The 15,472-nt window shown below is 68.3% G+C and carries 14 protein-coding genes and 1 pseudogene; 7 read left to right on the top strand and 8 right to left on the bottom strand.

What is annotated here, in order from left to right:
- The first annotated feature begins 9 nt into the window (after positions 1 to 9).
- Genes AC07X5_RS31075 through proC form a run of 3 tightly spaced genes read left to right on the top strand, consistent with a single transcriptional unit; the run spans position 10 to position 3,623 of the window.
- Positions 10 to 1,605 carry a methyl-accepting chemotaxis protein gene (locus AC07X5_RS31075; RefSeq protein WP_494773298.1) on the top strand — a complete coding sequence of 532 codons (1,596 nt, stop codon included), beginning with the start codon at positions 10 to 12 and terminating at the stop codon, positions 1,603 to 1,605.
- Entirely contained in the window at positions 1,602 to 2,723 is a 1,122-nt protein-coding gene (locus tag AC07X5_RS31070) for an ABC transporter substrate-binding protein (RefSeq protein WP_494773297.1), read from the top strand. Before AC07X5_RS31075 ends, AC07X5_RS31070 begins: the two co-directional genes overlap by 4 nt.
- A 45-nt stretch (positions 2,724 to 2,768) precedes the next feature.
- Positions 2,769 to 3,623, top strand: a complete 855-nt coding sequence (gene proC / locus AC07X5_RS31065) for a pyrroline-5-carboxylate reductase (protein WP_494773296.1) — start codon at positions 2,769 to 2,771, stop codon at positions 3,621 to 3,623.
- On the opposite strand, the gene AC07X5_RS31060 is transcribed toward proC, so the two are convergent.
- Positions 3,609 to 4,004: a hypothetical protein gene (locus AC07X5_RS31060; RefSeq protein WP_494773295.1), complete on the bottom strand. Its 396-nt coding sequence runs from the start codon at positions 4,002 to 4,004 to the stop codon at positions 3,609 to 3,611. The two genes, proC and AC07X5_RS31060, sit on opposite strands and share 15 nt — an antisense overlap.
- 144 nt (positions 4,005 to 4,148) lie before the next feature.
- Here AC07X5_RS31060 and AC07X5_RS31055 point away from each other — a divergent pair, with 144 nt between their 5' ends.
- A complete protein-coding gene (locus tag AC07X5_RS31055; RefSeq protein ID WP_494773294.1) occupies positions 4,149 to 4,517 on the top strand; it encodes a hypothetical protein in 369 nt (122 codons plus the stop codon).
- A gap of 44 nt (positions 4,518 to 4,561) precedes the next feature.
- Here AC07X5_RS31055 and AC07X5_RS31050 read toward each other — a convergent pair whose 3' ends face one another.
- Together AC07X5_RS31050 and AC07X5_RS31045 are read right to left on the bottom strand one after the other, a co-directional pair.
- On the bottom strand, positions 4,562 to 7,606 hold the full coding sequence (locus AC07X5_RS31050; protein ID WP_494773293.1) for an FAD-binding and (Fe-S)-binding domain-containing protein: 3,045 nt from the start codon (positions 7,604 to 7,606) through the stop codon (positions 4,562 to 4,564).
- Positions 7,607 to 7,616: 10 nt separating this feature from the next.
- Positions 7,617 to 8,309 carry a GntR family transcriptional regulator gene (locus AC07X5_RS31045; RefSeq protein WP_494773292.1) on the bottom strand — a complete coding sequence of 231 codons (693 nt, stop codon included), beginning with the start codon at positions 8,307 to 8,309 and terminating at the stop codon, positions 7,617 to 7,619.
- A gap of 122 nt (positions 8,310 to 8,431) precedes the next feature.
- Here AC07X5_RS31045 and AC07X5_RS31040 point away from each other — a divergent pair, with 122 nt between their 5' ends.
- The 3 genes from AC07X5_RS31040 to AC07X5_RS31030 all read left to right on the top strand — a co-directional run bounded on the left by AC07X5_RS31040 (position 8,432) and on the right by AC07X5_RS31030 (position 11,610).
- Positions 8,432 to 9,673 carry a pyridoxal-phosphate-dependent aminotransferase family protein gene (locus tag AC07X5_RS31040; RefSeq protein WP_494773291.1) on the top strand — a complete coding sequence of 414 codons (1,242 nt, stop codon included), beginning with the start codon at positions 8,432 to 8,434 and terminating at the stop codon, positions 9,671 to 9,673.
- A gap of 173 nt (positions 9,674 to 9,846) precedes the next feature.
- Positions 9,847 to 10,830, top strand: a complete 984-nt coding sequence (locus AC07X5_RS31035) for a Bug family tripartite tricarboxylate transporter substrate binding protein (RefSeq protein WP_494773290.1) — start codon at positions 9,847 to 9,849, stop codon at positions 10,828 to 10,830.
- A gap of 6 nt (positions 10,831 to 10,836) precedes the next feature.
- Positions 10,837 to 11,610, top strand: a complete 774-nt coding sequence (locus tag AC07X5_RS31030) for a fumarylacetoacetate hydrolase family protein (protein ID WP_494773289.1) — start codon at positions 10,837 to 10,839, stop codon at positions 11,608 to 11,610.
- Here the strand turns inward: AC07X5_RS31030 and AC07X5_RS31025 are convergent.
- The 5 genes and pseudogenes from AC07X5_RS31025 to AC07X5_RS31005 all read right to left on the bottom strand — a co-directional run bounded on the left by AC07X5_RS31025 (position 11,607) and on the right by AC07X5_RS31005 (position 15,191).
- A pseudogene (locus tag AC07X5_RS31025) lies at positions 11,607 to 12,148 on the bottom strand (DUF924 family protein). The gene AC07X5_RS31030 and the pseudogene AC07X5_RS31025 sit on opposite strands and share 4 nt — an antisense overlap.
- 56 nt (positions 12,149 to 12,204) lie before the next feature.
- Positions 12,205 to 13,005 (bottom strand): DODA-type extradiol aromatic ring-opening family dioxygenase, encoded by an 801-nt coding sequence (locus tag AC07X5_RS31020; RefSeq protein WP_494773288.1) that lies wholly within the window; start codon positions 13,003 to 13,005, stop codon positions 12,205 to 12,207.
- A 169-nt stretch (positions 13,006 to 13,174) separates the two neighbouring features.
- Entirely contained in the window at positions 13,175 to 13,408 is a 234-nt protein-coding gene (locus AC07X5_RS31015) for a hypothetical protein (RefSeq protein ID WP_409954543.1), read from the bottom strand.
- 105 nt (positions 13,409 to 13,513) lie between these two features.
- Positions 13,514 to 14,449: a DMT family transporter gene (locus AC07X5_RS31010; RefSeq protein ID WP_409954546.1), complete on the bottom strand. Its 936-nt coding sequence runs from the start codon at positions 14,447 to 14,449 to the stop codon at positions 13,514 to 13,516.
- Between the two features lie 196 nt (positions 14,450 to 14,645).
- Complete coding sequence (locus AC07X5_RS31005; protein ID WP_494773287.1) at positions 14,646 to 15,191, bottom strand: MgtC/SapB family protein; 546 nt, start codon at positions 15,189 to 15,191, stop codon at positions 14,646 to 14,648.
- Positions 15,192 to 15,472 lie beyond the last annotated feature (281 nt).

Genomic DNA, 15,472 nt, shown 5'->3' with positions numbered 1-15,472 from the left:
GGAGCTTCCATGCTGCTTGCCCGTTTTCCCATCAAGGTCCAGTTGCTGGCGGTCGTCGGCGTGCTGGGTCTGCTGCTGGTTGCGCTCGGCGCGTTCGGGCTGCACGCCCTGCAGCGCAGCAATGCCACGCTGCAGGCGTTGGTGTCCGACCGTCTGGCACCGCTGCAGCAACTCTCGCTGGTGACGCATGCGCTGGACATGGGGCGCTATGGCGTGGTTTCGGCGATTGCCGACCCGAGCGACATCGACCGCGACCTGGCCGCGCTGGATCTGTTGCAAGGCCAAGGCCGCAACGCGTGGCAGGCCTACGAAGGGGGGCGCCTGAGCGAGCAGGAGCGCGCGCTGGCCACCCGCTTCGCACAGGAGTACGCGCGCTTCACGGCCGAAGGCGTGCGGCCTGCGGTGGAGGCGCTGCGCGCCGTGAACCTGCCCGGGGCCACGGAACTGTACGGCCAGACACTGATGCCGCTGTACCAGCCGGCCCGAGCCACGCTCGATGCATTGATGCGCGAGCAGCAGGTCGCGGGTGAGGCGCTGTACGCCGGATCCCAGCAGGCCTATGCCCATAGCCGCGCGCTCACGGCGGTGGTGATCGGCGGCGGGCTGCTGCTGGCAATGGTGCTGGGCTTCGTGTCGGCGCGCGCCATTGCCAGGCCGCTGACACGCGCCGTGCGCATCGCAGAAGGCGTGGCCGGTGGCGACCTGACCCAGCGCATCGAGGTGCAGAGCGCGGGCGAGACCGGCCAGTTGCTGGCGGCGCTGCGCAGCATGAATGCCAGCCTGCAGCACATCGTGCGTGACGTGCGCGAGGGCACGGACGACATCGCCGAGGCTGCCACCCGCATCGCCCAGGGCAACGCCGACCTGGCCGGACACACGGCCACCCAGGCTGCGGCGCTGGAGCAGACCACCCAGGCCCTGCACGAGATCGCCCTGCAGGTGCAGCGCAATGCAGCGCACGCGCAGCAGGCGCGCACGCAGGCCCAGTCCGCCAGTGGCGTGGCGCAGGCCTGCGGCGCGGTGGTGACCCAGGTCGTGCAGACCATGGGCTCCATCCACGGCGCTTCGCGCCGCATGGCCGAGATCATCGGCGTGATCGACACCATCGCCCTCCAGACCAACCTGCTGGCGCTCAACGCGGCCGTCGAGGCGGCGCGTGCCGGGGAGCAGGGCCGGGGCTTCGGCGTGGTGGCGGCCGAGGTGCGTGCCTTGGCACGCCGCAGTGCCGACGCGGCGCGCGAGATCAAAGCCCTGATCGACGACTCCGCCGCCCGGGTGGAAGGCGGTAGCCGCCTGGTGGCCCAGGCCGGCGACACCATGCACCAGGTGGTGGCGCGGGTGGGCGAGGTGCTGGGCAGCGTGGATGCCATCGCCCAGGCCAGCCGCGCGCAAAGCGAGGGCGTGGCCCAGGTGCATGCCGCCGTGGCGCAGATGGAAGGCGGTACGCGCGACAACGCCCTGCTGGTGGACCAGGCCAGCGCCGCCGCAGCAGCACTGCGCCACCAGACCCAGGCACTGCTGCACACCGTGCGCCGCTTCATCATCGACGAGCTGCCGGCACCGGCGCTGCCATCGCCCGGCGGGCATCAGGGGGTGCAGCCATGAACGCCTTCGCCATGGCCCGCAGGCTCATGTTCTGCGCGGCAGGCCTGCTTGCGCCGGTGCTGCATGCGCAGACGGCTCTGGCGCCCATCCAGTTGGCAACCACCGCACCGTTCAGCGGGGCCTTCGCCGAATACGGGCAGGAATACCGCAAGGGTGCGGACGCCTGCCTGGCCACGATCAACGCTGCCGGAGGCGTGCGCGGGCGCCCCGTCGCCATCAGCTACCTGGACGATGGCTACGAGCCGGCGCGTGCTGTGGCAAACGCCCGCACGCTGGCCGGCAAGGGTATCTCTGCCTTCGTGAACCTGGTCGGCACCGGCTCGCTGCAGGCGCTGCAGCCCGTGCTGGCGGAGCTGAAGGTGCCGGTGGTGGGCGTTTCCAGCGGCGCCGACCTGCTGCGCCAGGAGTCGCTGCCCGGCAGCCGCTGGGTGTTCCACACCAAGGCCGGCAACGGGGACGAGTTCGAGGGCTTTGCGCGCATCCTGCCCACCATCGGCATGGACCGGGTGGCCCTGGTCTACCAGGACAACCCTTTCGGCCGCGCCGGGCTGGACAGTGCGCGCAAGGCCTTCGCGGGCCGGCCACCCGCCGAGATACGGCTCGGTGACCTACCCGCCACGGTGGCAGAGGTGCAGCGCGCCCAGCCGCATGCCGTGGTGCTGATCGCCGCCGGCCAGGCCGCGCCGGCCTTCATTGCGGCCTACCAGGGCGCGGCCGGGCCGGGCGCGCGCGTGGCGGTGCTCAATGTCGTCGGCGGCCGTGTGCTCACCGACCAGCTGCAGGACAAGGTGGCCGGCATCATGACCTCCATGCTCTACCCCAGCCCCTGGAACGGCGCGCGCCGCGTGGTGCGCGACTACCAGGCCAGCCTGGCGCGCGCGGGCGGTGCCAGCCCCTCGCTGCTGAGCCTGGAGGGCTGCATCAACCTGCGCTTCGCCGTGGAGGCGCTGCGCGCGGCCGGCGACGACCTGTCGGCCGCCGGCGTGCGCAAGGCCCTGGAGCGCGGCCTGAGTCTGGACCTGGGCGACTTCACGCTGGCCCTGCCACCCGGCAAACAGGTGGCATCGCGCTACACCTCCCTGGGCATCTACCGCGGCAATGGCCGGGTGATGGAGTGATGCCCCGTCTTCCACAACCACAACAACAAGCTCTGCTTTCTTTCCATGTCACTCCCCACGTCCGTTCTTTCCCTTCCCGCCATCGCCTTCATGGGCGGCGGCAACATGGCCAGCGCCATCATCGGCGGCCTGGTGCGCCAGGGCCTCCCGGCCAACCAGATCGAGGTCGTCGAACCCTGGGACCAGGCCCGCGAGGCCTTGCACCAGAACTACGGCATCGAGGCCCAGCCGGAAGCCGGCGCTGCCCTGCAGCGCGCGCGCATCGTGGTCTGGGCTGTCAAGCCCCAGACCTTCAAGGACGCCGCCGCCCAGGCGCGCGCCCACACCCAGGATGCGCTGCACCTGAGCGTGGCCGCCGGCATCCGTTCGGACAGCATCGCCCGGTGGCTCGCCAGCGAGCGCATCGTGCGCACCATGCCCAACACCCCTGCCCTGGTGGGCAAGGGCATGAGCGCGCTGTATGCCCGCCCCGGCGTCTCGCAGGACGAGCGCCAGAGCGTGGAAGCCATCATGGCCACCACGGGCGAGTACTTGTGGGTGGACAGCGAAAAGCAGCTCGATGCGGTGACGGCGCTGTCGGGCTCGGGCCCGGCCTACGTGTTTTACTTCCTGGAAGCCATGGCGCGCGCCGGCACGGCCATGGGCCTGTCAGCCGAGCAGGCCCACCAACTGGCCGTGGGCACCTTCGTGGGCGCTTCGGAGCTGGCGCGCTGCTCGGATGAACCGCCGGCCGTGCTGCGTGAGCGCGTCACGTCCAAGGGCGGCACGACCTACGCCGCGCTGCAGTCCCTGGCCAGGGACGGGGTGGCCGATGCCTTCGAGCGCGCCATGCGGGCTTCGGAGCAGCGGGCGCATGAGCTGGGGGAGGAGGGTGGGGGGACCAAGTCAGCTGCGGGATGAGTCCTTAAGCCTTTGCAGTTCCTCCGTTGCCATTTCGCGATGCCAGAACGATGATTCGAGCGCCAGAAACTCCTCCAGGGTCGAGATCGCACGAGCGCAGTCTCCTGCGAGTTCCAGCTCGGCAGCCTTGGTCATGGACTCCACCAGCAGACGATCGGCTGCCGAGCATTCGCAGGGCTCGTCGGCGTTGTCGGGGTTGAAGTCAGGTATCAGTTGATGAACCTGATGGCGAAGGTCCGACATTTCTGCCAGGGCTTTTTTGAGATCCGCGATGGTCTCCTGGGTCATCCCATGCGTTCCATCACGGATCTCGGCCTCTGTCTGCCTTTGCAGTGCGCTTGAAATCAGCCACAGGCGTCGGATGGATTCGGATGTGGTCATGGGGTGGAGCAACTGAAGAAGATGGTTCGTGCACCGAATGCTCAAATCGAGCCAGGCGCCAAGCCTACCCTGGGCGCTTTGGCGCGTCACCCCAAGAAACGCGGGTCATGGTGGTCTAATGCCGCAAGCACATTGATCATCAGCATGTCCCGCCGCATCCGACCAAAACGCCGTTCTGTACCAGATTGGGGTCCAGGGTGGGTGCTTTACGCGCGGTGGGAGTTTCTTCCGTTGAAGCAACTGGCGATGTATCTACGGAGGATCGTCATCGCGGAGCGCCGATGCAAGACGGGTGAGTTTCCGAAGCATCTTCTGTCGCGATTTCGCCGTCGTCGTCTGGCAGTCGCTCGCCAGCTTGTTTTGTTGGGTGGCACGGTCAACCCCCGCATGTTTACCGACCCGCACCGGCGCGGTTGGCGAGCTGGACAGCCGTTCTGGATAGCCAATATGCCTTTGCGTCAATGCCGCCCGGGGGTGTTTTTTCTGGTACCGATCATCAAAGATATGCAGTAGGCACCGTAGGCCCGCACGCGCAACAGGGACCGCGTTCCTGCCTCTCAGTGCATCAGCCCATCCAGCAACTTCGCCACATGCACCGCCTCCCGTTGCGCCCCGTCCGCAATCTGGTGCCGGCAGCTCGTCCCATCCGCCACCACGATGGCATCGGGGTTCTTGCGCACCGCGGGCAGCAGTGCCGCCTCGGCCATCTGCATCGACACCGCGTAGTGCGATGCCTCGTAGCCAAAGCTGCCGGCCATGCCGCAGCACGAGCTTTCGATGAGCTCGGGCTTGGCTTCGGGGATCAGGCGCAGCACCTCCAGGATGGGGGGCACGGCGCCAAAGGCCTTCTGGTGGCAGTGGCCGTGCAGCAGGATGGGTTGGCCCGCCGGTTTGAGCTGTGGGGCAAAGCGCCCGGCCTTGGCCTCGCGGGCCAGGAATTCCTCGAACAGCAGGGCCTGCTGTGACACCACCACGGCCTTGTCGCCCAGGCCCATCACCAGGGCCTCGTCGCGCAGGGTGAGCAGGCACGAGGGCTCCAGCCCCACGATGGCCACGCCGGCCTGGGCCAGGGGGAGCAGGGCGTCGATGAGTGCACCCGCTTTGGCCTTGGCTTCGTTGACCATGCCGGTGGCGAGATACGTGCGGCCGCAGCAGTGGTGGCCGCCGGCCTTTTCCACGGTGTGCAGCACATAGCCGGCAGCATGCAGCACGCGCGCGGCGGCCATCGCGTTCTCGGCCTCGAAGGTGCCGTTGAAGGTGTCGACGAACAGCACGGCGGCCTTGCGGCCGGCCTGGGCGGCGGCGATGGTGTCTGCCTTGCTGGAAAACAACGCGGTGTCCTTGCTGCGCCAGAAGGTGTCGCTGCGCCATTGCGGCAATGATCGCTGGGCCGAGAAGCCCAGCAGCTTCTCGCCCAGCCAGGCGGCGCCGGGCACGCTGTTGCGCAGGTTCAGCAGCCAGGGCAGGCGGCTGGCGATGTGTGCGTAGTCGGGCAGGCGGGCGACCAGCTTGTCCTTGAGCGTGTGGCCGTGCCTGCGCTTGTAGTGGGCCAGGAACTCGACCTTCATCTTCGCCATGTCCACGCCCGTGGGACAGTCGCGCTTGCAGCCCTTGCAGCCCACGCACAGGTCCATGGTGTCGTGCATGGCCTCGCTGGTGAAGGCGTCCGGGCCCAGTTGGCCCGACACGGCCAGGCGCAGGGTGTTGGCGCGGCCGCGGGTCAGGTGCTGCTCGTCGCGCGTCACGCGGTAGCTGGGGCACATGGTGCCGGCGTCGAACTTGCGGCAGTGGCCGTTGTTGTTGCACATCTCCACGGCCTTGGCAAAGCCGCCGGTCACGTCGCCGCCGGTGCCGGGGGCGGTGGTCACCTCGGTCACGGGGTCGGCCTGCACGTTCCAGGCCGACCAGTCGAGCACGGGGGTGAGCGGGATGCGCTTGTAGGGTTTGGGCGCCGTGGGCGGGGCAAAGCGGAACAGGGCGCCGTCGTCCATCTTGGGCGGGTCGATGATCTTGCCCGGGTTGAACAGGCCGATCGGGTCCAGGTGGTGCTTGATGGCGCGAAACGCCTCGTTGATCACGGGGCCGAACTGCCACTCGATCCACTCGCCGCGGCACAGGCCATCGCCATGCTCGCCGCTGAAGGCCCCCTTGTACTTGCGCACCAGGGCGCTGGCTTCCTCGGCAATGGCGCGCATCTTGGCGGCACCATCGGTGCGCATGTCGAGGATGGGGCGCACATGCAGCGTGCCCACCGAGGCATGGGCGTACCAGGTGCCGCGGCTGCCGTATTTGGCGAACACCTCGGTCAGGCCGTCGGTGTATTCGGCCAGGTGCTCCAGCGGCACGGCGCAGTCCTCGATGAAGCTCACGGGCTTGCCGTCGCCCTTGAGGCTCATCATGATGTTCAGGCCGGCCTTGCGCACTTCCCACAGGTTCTTCTGCGGGGCTTCATCAGGCATCTCCACCACGCTGCCGGGCATGCCCAGGTCGCCCATCAGCTCCACCAGCTGGCGCAGCTGCGGCAGCAGGGCGGCCTTGTCGGTGCCCGAAAATTCGACCAGCAAAATGGCCTCGGGCTTGCCGATCAGCGCCGTCTCCACCGTGGGGCGGAAGGCCGGGTTGGCCAGGGCCAGCTCGATCATGGTGCGGTCCACCAGTTCCACCGCCGTGGGGCCCAGCTTGACGATGTGCTGCGCCGAGTCCATGGCCTTGTGGAAGCTCGGGAAGTTGACGATGCCCAGCACCTTGGCGCGCGGCAGCTCGCTGAGCTTCAGGGTCAGGCTGCGTGTATAGGCCAGCGTGCCCTCGGCGCCGATGAGCAGGTGCGCCAGGTTCACGCTGCCGTCGGCGGTGTAGGGCTTTTCGCTCTGGTTGTCGAAGATGTCGAGGTTGTAGCCCGCCACGCGGCGCATCACCTTGGGCCAGCGCTCGGCGATCTCGCCGCGGTGCTGTTGGGCCAGGGCGTGCACATGCTGCGCAATGGCGCTGGCGCGTGGGCCCAGGGTGGCCAGCGGGCCGAAGTCGACCAGCTCGCCATCGCTCAGCCAGGCGCTGGCGCCCAGCACGTTGTGCACCATGTTGCCGTACGCGATGGAGCGCGATCCGCAGGAGTTGTTGCCCGCCATGCCGCCCAGCGTGGCCTGGGCGCTGGTGGACACATCCACCGGGTACCACAGGCCGTGGGGCTTGAGCTGGGCATTGAGGTGGTCGAGCACGATGCCCGGCTCCACGGTTGCCGTGCGGGCCTCGGCATCGAAGGTCAGCAGCTTGCGGAAATGCTTGCTGTTGTCGATCACCAGGGCCGCGCCCGTGGTCTGGCCGCACTGGCTGGTGCCGCCGCCACGCGCCAGCACGGGCACCTTGAGGTCGCGCGCGATGTCGATGGCGGTGGCGATGTCGCGCTCGGTGCGCGGCACCAGCACGCCGGCCGGCATGATCTGGTAGATGGAGGCATCGGTCGCGTAGCGCCCACGCGAACCGGCATCGAACAGCACCTCGCCCTCGGTCTCGGCCGCCAGGCGCCGCGCCAGCGCCTCGCAGGTCTCGTTGGGGGGCAGGGTGGTGCCGGCTGGCTGCAGGCTGCTGGCGGGTTCGATGCGCATGGGCGTGTTCCTAGGTGGAGGCTTGTCTCTGGGGATAAATTTCGCCGGCACGCAGCAGCTCCAGCACCGTGTCGCGCTTGCGCTGCACGTGGGCCACGAGCACGCGGCGCATGGCCTCGGCGTCGTGCGCGGCCAGGGCCTCGATCATCTGTTCGTGCTCGGCCACGGCCAGCTTCCACTTGGCCTCGTTCTGGTTGGTGCGAAAGCGCAGCGACTGCACGCGGGCGTTGATGGAGCGGTAGGTCGCGGTGAGCACCGGGTTGCGCGCCGCCTCGTTGATGGCGGTGTGGATGCTGGCGTTGATGCGGTAGTAGCCCGAGAGGTCGCGCCGCGCGAAGCAGGCCATCATTTCGTAGTGCAGGGCGCGCAGCTCGGCCAGCTCGGCTTCGGTGATGCGCCGGGCCGCCAGCTCGCCCGACATGCCCTCCAGCGTGGCCAGCACCTCGAAGGTGTTCACCACGTCGGCCTCGGTCAGCTTCACGGCCACGGCACCGCGGTTGGGCAGCAGGTCCACCAGGCCTTCGGCGCCCAGCAGCTTGATGGCCTCGCGCAGCGGCGTGCGCGACACGCGCAGCTGCTCGCTCAGCTCCCGTTCATTGAGCTTGGCTCCCGGCGCGATCTGCCCTTCCACCAGCATGGTGCGCAGGCGCGCGGCGACCTGGTCGTGCAGCGCGAGGCGGGAGATTTCGATGATTTCAGCCATGGGTTTCTTTCTATTTTGAATTTTGCATGCAAAAAATTGGCGGATCAATCGCTATGTTTAAGGGTATTCCTGCATGCAATTGTGTTTTTTGCATGCAAAACTGAAGAAAGAAAGGACGCTCCATGCTTCAACTCGACTTTCACCCTACTGGCCGCCACTTCCTGCAGATCCCGGGCCCGAGCCCGGTGCCAGACCGCATTTTGCGGGCGATGAGCCTGCCCACCATCGACCACCGGGGCCCCGAGTTCGGGGGCCTGGGGCTCAAGGTGCTCTCGGGCATCCAGAAGATCTTCCAGACCCGGCATCCGGTGGCGATCTACCCCGCATCGGGCACGGGCGCCTGGGAGGCGGCCCTGTCCAACACCCTCTCCCCGGGCGACCATGTGCTCATGTTCGAAACCGGGCACTTCGCCTCGCTGTGGCAGAAGATGGCCACGCGCCTGGGCATCTCCACCGAGTTCCTCGCCTGGGAGGGCAAGGACGAGCACCTGCCCCTGGCTGGCGGCTGGCGCCGTGGCGTGCAGGCCGACCTGATCGAGGCCCGGCTGCGCAAGGACACCGAGCGCAAGATCAAGGCCGTGTGCGTGGTGCACAACGAGACCTCCACCGGCGTCACCTCCGACATCGCCTCCGTGCGCAAGGCCATCGACGCGGCGGGCCACCCGGCGCTGCTGATGGTGGACAGCATCTCGGGCCTGGCCAGCGCCGACTACCGCCACGACGAGTGGGGTGTGGACGTGACCATCAGCGGGTCGCAGAAGGGCCTGATGCTGCCGCCGGGCATCAGCTTCAACGCCCTGTCCCCGCGCGCGCTCCAAGCCTCCAAGACTGCCACGCTGCCGCGCGCCTTCTGGGCCTGGGACGAGATCGTGGAGATGAACAAGGACGGTTACTGGCCCTACACGCCCAACACCAACCTGCTGTACGGCCTGTCCGAAGCCATCGACATGCTGCTGGCCGAGGGGCTCGACAACGTCTTCGCACGCCACCAGCGCTGGGGCGCGGGCGTGCGTGCCGCCGTCAACGCCTGGGGCCTGCCCATCCAGTGCGCCGACCCGGCCGTGTACTCGCCCGTGCTCACCGGCGTGATCACGCCCGAGGGCGTGGATGCCGATGCCTTGCGCCGGCTGATCCACCAGCGCTTCGACCTGTCGCTGGGAACGGGCCTGGGCAAGCTCAAGGGCCGCATGTTCCGCATGGGCCACCTGGGCGACAGCAACGACCTCACGCTGATCGCCATGGTGGCGGGTGTGGAGATGGGCATGAAGCTCTCGGGCATCGCCCTGGCCGGCAGCGGCGTGCAGGCCAGCATGGATTACTTCGCCAGCCACGCGGCGCCTGCCGCCCTCAAGAAGGCTGCCTGAGCCCCTGACCTTGTTGTTCTGATGGATTGAACGGCCGGCGTCTGTGGGAGGCGCCGGCCCGCTTGCATGTGTTTCTTTTTGCCACTGGCCGTGCACGCATGCGGCCAGGGCTTTCTGTGCTGAGTTCATTCAACCCGGCCTGCACAAAAAAGGGCCAACGAAGGAGACAAGCGATGACGATGAAGAGACGTTCCCTGATCCAGTCCGCGGGCGCGGCGGTGGCCACGCTCGGCGCCCCGCGCCTGTTCGCGCAGGAGTGGCCCAGCGGCCCGGTGCGCATCATCGTGGGCTTTCCGCCCGGGGGCGGCACCGACGCGCTGGCACGCGTGGTGGCCACCAAGCTCGCGACCATGTGGAAGCAGTCGGTCATCGTGGAGAACAAGGCCGGTGTCTCCGGCGTGCTGGCGGCCGAGTACGTGGCGCAGCAGCCCAGCGATGGCAGCACCCTGCTCATGGCGCACATCAACAGCCATGCGCTGGCGCCCAGCCTGCAGCCCAAGCTGCGCTACGACGTGCAGCGCGACTTCGTGCCCATCGTGATGGTGGGCGTCACGCCCAACCTGCTGGTCGCAGGGCCGGGGCAGAAGGCACTCACCGCCAAGGAGATCGTGGCCCTGTGCAAGGCCGAGCCGGGCAAGGTGAGCTTCGGCTCGGCCGGCCCGGGATCGGCCCAGCACCTGGCGCTGGAGATGTTCAAGCTGCAGGCGGGTGTGGATGCGCTGCACGTGCCCTACAAGGGCAGTGCACCCGCGCTGGCCGACCTCATGGGCAACCAGATCCAGTACTGCTTCGAGACCATGACAGCCGCCACGCCCCACGTCAAGGCCGGCAAGATCGCCGCCGTGGCGCAGACGCGCACCAAGCGCGCCAAGGGCCACCCCGGTGTGCCCACCATGCAGGAGCAGGGCTTTCCGGGCTTCGAGGCCACCACCTGGTACGGGCTGGCCGGGCCGGGCAAGCTACCATCGGGCGTGGCCGACAGGATCAACCGCGATGTGAACACGGTGCTGGCCATGCCCGACGTGCAGGAGCGCCTGGACACCTACGGTGCCGAAGACGGCGGTGGCACGCGCGACAAGTTCAAGGACTTCATTGCCACCGAAATCGCCAAGTGGGGCAAGGTGGTGAAGGACGGCAACGTGAAAGTAGAGAGTTGAACAACGATGGCTGAACAGGACCCGACGACCGCATTGACCCACGCCCTGGTCGCCGCATGGCAGGCCGGCCGCACCATCAGCGCCCTGCCCTGGGGCAGGGCGCTGGCCGATGCGGCGGCGGCCTATACCGTGCAGGAGGCGGTGGGCCACGCCATGGGCTGGTTCCCGCCCGGCCCGGCGCGGCACTGGAAGTCGGGCGGCCCGAACCGCCAGGCCGTGCTCACGCATGCGCCGCTGCCGCCCGCAGGTGTGCGCAGCAGCCCGGCTGACTATGGCGACATGCGGTTCCACAGCATCGGCATCGAGTCGGAGATCGCATTGCGCCTGGGCCAGCCGGTGTCGCCCGCGCAGGCGGAGGCGCTGACGCCCGAGACGGCCGGCATGTTCGTCGATGCGATGGCGGTGTCCATCGAGATCGTGGACTCGCGCTGGCAGGAGGGCGGCGAAGCACCGGCCCTGCTGCGCCTGGCGGACCTGCAGTCGCACGGTGCTTTGGCGCTGGGCGAATGGGTGCCGTACGCGGCGCGCGACTGGGCGGCGCAGCGCTGCACCACGCGCATCGGCAGCCGTGAGCCCGTGGTGCGCATGGGCACGCATCCGCTGGGGGACCCGGCCTGGCTGCTGCCCACCTGGCTGCGGCATGCCACGCGCAATGGTGCGACGGTGGCCGCAGGAACCGTGGTCACCACGGGATCGTGGGTGGGTTTGCTGCCCGCCGCCAAGGGCGAGGCGGTGGACGTGGAATTCGACGGCGTGGGCCGCGCCTCGCTCGTTCTTTAGAACGAGGAGCCGGGCTGCGACAGGAACTCGGTTTCCTCGGCGGTGGACTCGCGCCCCAGCACCTGGTTGCGGTGCGGGTAGCGGCCAAAGCGCACGATGATGTCGCGGTGTCTGATCTCGAAGGCCAGGTTGTTCTCCAGCCCCGGTTGGTCGAACAGCTCCATGCCTGGGTGTGGATGGCCAGCGACTCACTGTGCATGTAGGGCATGTAGGCAAACGCGCGCTGGGCCATGGGCAATGCCTTGTGCTGGCCGCTGGCCACGAGTTCCTGCGCCAGGGTCAGGGCCTGCGGATCCTGCGCGAAGGCGCCGGGCGTGTCGCGGTACACATTGCGCGAGAACTGGTCGAGCACGATGATCTCGGCCAGCCGCCCTTCGGGCGTGGCGCGCCAGGGCGCCAGCTCGCACTGTTTCGCGGCCTGCAGCGTGGCGCCGAAGCGGGTGGCAATGGTCTGGTCGAGCCCCTCGTCCTTCACGAATTGCTGCTGGGGCGTGAGTTCCTGGAACCAGAACCGGAGGATGTCTTCTTCGCTGTGCATGGGCAATGGACCTGCGGATAGGGGGCCGCCATCATAGGTGCTGGACTGCGGTTCGGTCAGCCGAACTGGTAGGAGGCCATGGCCACCTCCATGACATGGTCGACAAAGACCCGGTGGCCCACGTCGGCACCCGCGGCGCCGGCCACCACCATCAGCGGGATCAGATGGTCCTCCTGCGGGTGGGCCAGGCGGGCACCGGGCGCGTCCTGCCAGTGCACCAGCATGTCGTTGCGCTGCTGCGCGCTGGGTGCGGTGATGGCGGTGTTCAGGAAGGCTTCGAAGGCCTCGGCCACCGGCGCGGACTGCGGCCGGCCGAAGCCGCGCATGTTGTGGTAGGTCAGGCCGCTGCCCATGATGAGGACGCCCTTGTCGCGCAAGGGTGCGATGGCCTGGCCGAGGCGGATGTGCTCTGCCGGGTCGTAGCTGGACTTCATCGACAGCATGACCACTGGCACATCGGCCTCGGGGTACATCAGGCTCAGGGGCACGAAGGTGCCGTGGTCGAAGCCGCGGTGGGCGTCTTCCCTGCAGCGGATGCCGGCGACCGTCAGCAACTCGCCGACGCGAGCTGCGAGCGCCTTCGATCCGGGGGCCTTGTATTGGATGCGGTAGGTGTGCTCGGGAAAGCCGGAGTAGTCGTACTCCATGGGCGGGTGCTCGGCGGTGGAGACGGTGAACTCCTGCGCCTCCCAGTGGCCGGTGATGACCAGCACGGCCTTGGGCTTGTCGGGCAGCAGGCCGGGCATGCGGGCGAATTCGCGCGCCGTCTTGGCAAACTGCTGCTTCATGCCGTCGACCCACGGCCAGGGGCCGCCGCCGTGCGAGATGAAGAAGGTGGGAAAGGTGGGGGTGGTCATGCGGCTCCTTGGCCCGGGAAGAAGTTAGGTTCCCGGTGCGATGGATCGAATATAGGGTCCATCAGAAGGCGCACAAGCTGGCAGGGCCGGGACACACTGTCCGGCAGGCAGGACAATCGAAGCTCGCTCCACACCTTGCGGTCAGGGCTGGAGCGGAGGGCCGGTTGGGTCAGTGCTTTGTCAGGCGGATCTTGCCGTCGCGCACGTACTGGTTGTACTGGTCTTTCGGGATGGCTGCAGAGCCCACGATGTCATCTTCCACCGACCAGCTGAGCGTGGTGCTGTCGGGCGAGGTGATCAATTCCACCGGGCCTTCGGGGATGACGATGGGCGCGCCATCTCCAGGGGTGTAGGTCACATGGCCGTGGATGGTGGCGTGCTGTGTGTGTGCTGCTTGTGTCATGGCAAATCCTCGTGCGGCATGGCCGCTATTGGTATCTGCCCATTACAGCGCTGCGCGCGACCGCGCATTGTGGGACCACGCGCCGTGCCGGTGCGGGGCAGGGGCTCAAGGCGGCAGTACCGCCTGCTGCGTATGGCGCTCGGTGCGCACCAGGTACAGCCCGCTGCCGATGATGATGGCCCCGCCGATCAGGGTGTAGGCGCCCGGCACGGCCTGCCACAGCACCCAGTCCAGGCCCATGCCCCAGGCCAGGGCGGTGTACTCGAACGGCGCGACGACCGAGGCCTGGCCATGGCGGAAGGCCTCGGTGATCGCCAGTTGGCCCAAAAAGCCCGAGACCCCCATGGCAGCCACCAGCGGCCAGTGCGATGCGTCCAGCACCTTCCACTGCGGCAGGGCCAGGGCCGTGGCGCCCAGGGCCAGCATGGCGGTGGTCCAGAACACCAGGCTGGCGCTCGAGTCGGTGCGCGTGAGCAGTCGCCCGGCAATGGCCGAGACGGCATAGCCCGTGGCTGCGCCCAGCACGGCCAGCGCGCCCACGGAGAGCATGGCCTCCTGGCTCGGGCGCAGTGCCACCACCACGCCCACCAGGCCCAGCACGATGGCCACCCAGTGCGCGCCGCGCACCTTCTCGCCCAGCACCACCGTGGACAGGGCGGTGATGAGCAGCGGGGCGATGAAGAACAGCGTGTAGGCCTCGGCCAGGCCCAGTTCGCGCAGCGCAAAGGCGAACAGCGCCAGCATGGTGATGTTGATCGCGCCGCGCAGCAGGTGCAGCGGCCAGCGCACCTTGAGCAGGCCGCGCACCTCGCCGCGCCACAGCACGTACAGCGTCACCAGGGGCAATGCGGCCAGCCCGCGCATGGAGGCGACCTGCATGGCCGGGTAGCTGCCCGACAGGGTCTTGAGCAGTGCGTCCATCACCGAAAAGCAGCCCACCGCCAGGCACATGGCGATGATGCCGCGCAGGTTGGCCGAGAGGGGCGCTGTGGTGGAGGTGGACTGGCTGGATGGGGTGGCTTGGGTGCTGGGCTCAGCCACCGGCGGCTCCAGGCGGTGCAATGGCTGCAAGGGCAGCTGGGGTGGGGTAGGGCATCATGGCGGCAATCAACACATCGTGGGCAACGGGATCGGTGCCCGACGCGGTGCGCAGGGCTCTGTAAAAAGTGTAGCCCAGGCCTGCTGCCAGCGGGCTGCCAGCATTCCCATGCCGCGAGACGCCTGCCCTGCCGGCTGATCAATCGGCCTTCGTGGTTTCCTTTTCGTTGCCACCGCGCTGCGAACGGCCCTGCGTCGCGTCGTGCAGCATCGGGATGGCCCAGAGCACAGCCAGGGCCAGCAGGGTGCTCAGCACCGCCGTGACCTCGCGCCCCAGGCCGGCGGCCACGCCGATGGCCGCCGTGAGCCAGATGCCGGCGGCGGTGGTCAGGCCCCGCACCTGGGACTCCCCATCGGCATCGCCCTTGAGGATGGTGCCGGCGCCGAGAAAGCCGACACCCGCGACGATGCCCTGGATCACGCGGCTGTTGTCCGCCGGGCCGATGCCGACCTGCTGCGCCACCAGCACGAACAGCGCGGCGCCCATGGCCACCAGCATGTGGGTGCGCACGCCGGCGGCCTTGCCCGCGTGCTCGCGCTCCCAGCCGAGCAGGCCGCCCAGGACGCCGGCGACCGTGAGGCGCACGACGATGCGGGTGGCTTCGCCGGCGTCGGGGACGTCGGAGAATTCGGAGGCGATGGTGGTGGCGATTTGTTGCCACCAGGCTTGGGATGCGTCAGCCATGGCGGCGGCCTGGTGGGTGAGGGTTGTGGTGGTGTGTTGTGGTTATGGGCGCGCGCATGGCATCTCCGGGTGCCGTGCCCACTGCGGGCACTGGCGACAATGTGCTTGCTTGTTGCTTGGGGCGCTAGCAGCGGAATTCGAGTTTTTGGGTAGGACGCGGCCGACGCTCGGTTGTGCGTTCATGGTTGCTGCGTGCTTTGGTTGAGGGCGGAGGCCGGGATGTGCGCCCGGCGGCGCACCCACCTTCTTTTGCGTCGCCAAAAGAAGGTGGGCCAAGAAAA

The sequence above is a fragment of the Acidovorax sp. GW458-11-26-14-TSB4 genome (genome assembly GCF_059423865.1).
This window is presented reverse-complemented; position numbering and strand designations above follow the sequence as displayed.

What these genes read in the sequence shown, in the direction of transcription:
- AC07X5_RS31040 (WP_494773291.1), top strand. Translation starts at nt 8,432, where the DNA reads ATGCTTCAACTCGACTTTCACCCTACTGGCCGCCACTTCCTGCAGATC.
- AC07X5_RS31020 (WP_494773288.1), bottom strand. Translation starts at nt 13,005, where the DNA reads ATGACCACCCCCACCTTTCCCACCTTCTTCATCTCGCACGGCGGCGGC.
- AC07X5_RS31005 (WP_494773287.1), bottom strand. Translation starts at nt 15,191, where the DNA reads ATGGCTGACGCATCCCAAGCCTGGTGGCAACAAATCGCCACCACCATC.
- AC07X5_RS31030 (WP_494773289.1), top strand. Translation starts at nt 10,837, where the DNA reads ATGGCTGAACAGGACCCGACGACCGCATTGACCCACGCCCTGGTCGCC.
- AC07X5_RS31070 (WP_494773297.1), top strand. Translation starts at nt 1,602, where the DNA reads ATGAACGCCTTCGCCATGGCCCGCAGGCTCATGTTCTGCGCGGCAGGC.
- AC07X5_RS31015 (WP_409954543.1), bottom strand. Translation starts at nt 13,408, where the DNA reads ATGACACAAGCAGCACACACACAGCACGCCACCATCCACGGCCATGTG.
- proC (WP_494773296.1), top strand. Translation starts at nt 2,769, where the DNA reads ATGTCACTCCCCACGTCCGTTCTTTCCCTTCCCGCCATCGCCTTCATG.
- AC07X5_RS31060 (WP_494773295.1), bottom strand. Translation starts at nt 4,004, where the DNA reads ATGACCACATCCGAATCCATCCGACGCCTGTGGCTGATTTCAAGCGCA.
- AC07X5_RS31050 (WP_494773293.1), bottom strand. Translation starts at nt 7,606, where the DNA reads ATGCGCATCGAACCCGCCAGCAGCCTGCAGCCAGCCGGCACCACCCTG.
- AC07X5_RS31075 (WP_494773298.1), top strand. Translation starts at nt 10, where the DNA reads ATGCTGCTTGCCCGTTTTCCCATCAAGGTCCAGTTGCTGGCGGTCGTC.
- AC07X5_RS31055 (WP_494773294.1), top strand. Translation starts at nt 4,149, where the DNA reads ATGTCCCGCCGCATCCGACCAAAACGCCGTTCTGTACCAGATTGGGGT.
- AC07X5_RS31045 (WP_494773292.1), bottom strand. Translation starts at nt 8,309, where the DNA reads ATGGCTGAAATCATCGAAATCTCCCGCCTCGCGCTGCACGACCAGGTC.
- AC07X5_RS31035 (WP_494773290.1), top strand. Translation starts at nt 9,847, where the DNA reads ATGACGATGAAGAGACGTTCCCTGATCCAGTCCGCGGGCGCGGCGGTG.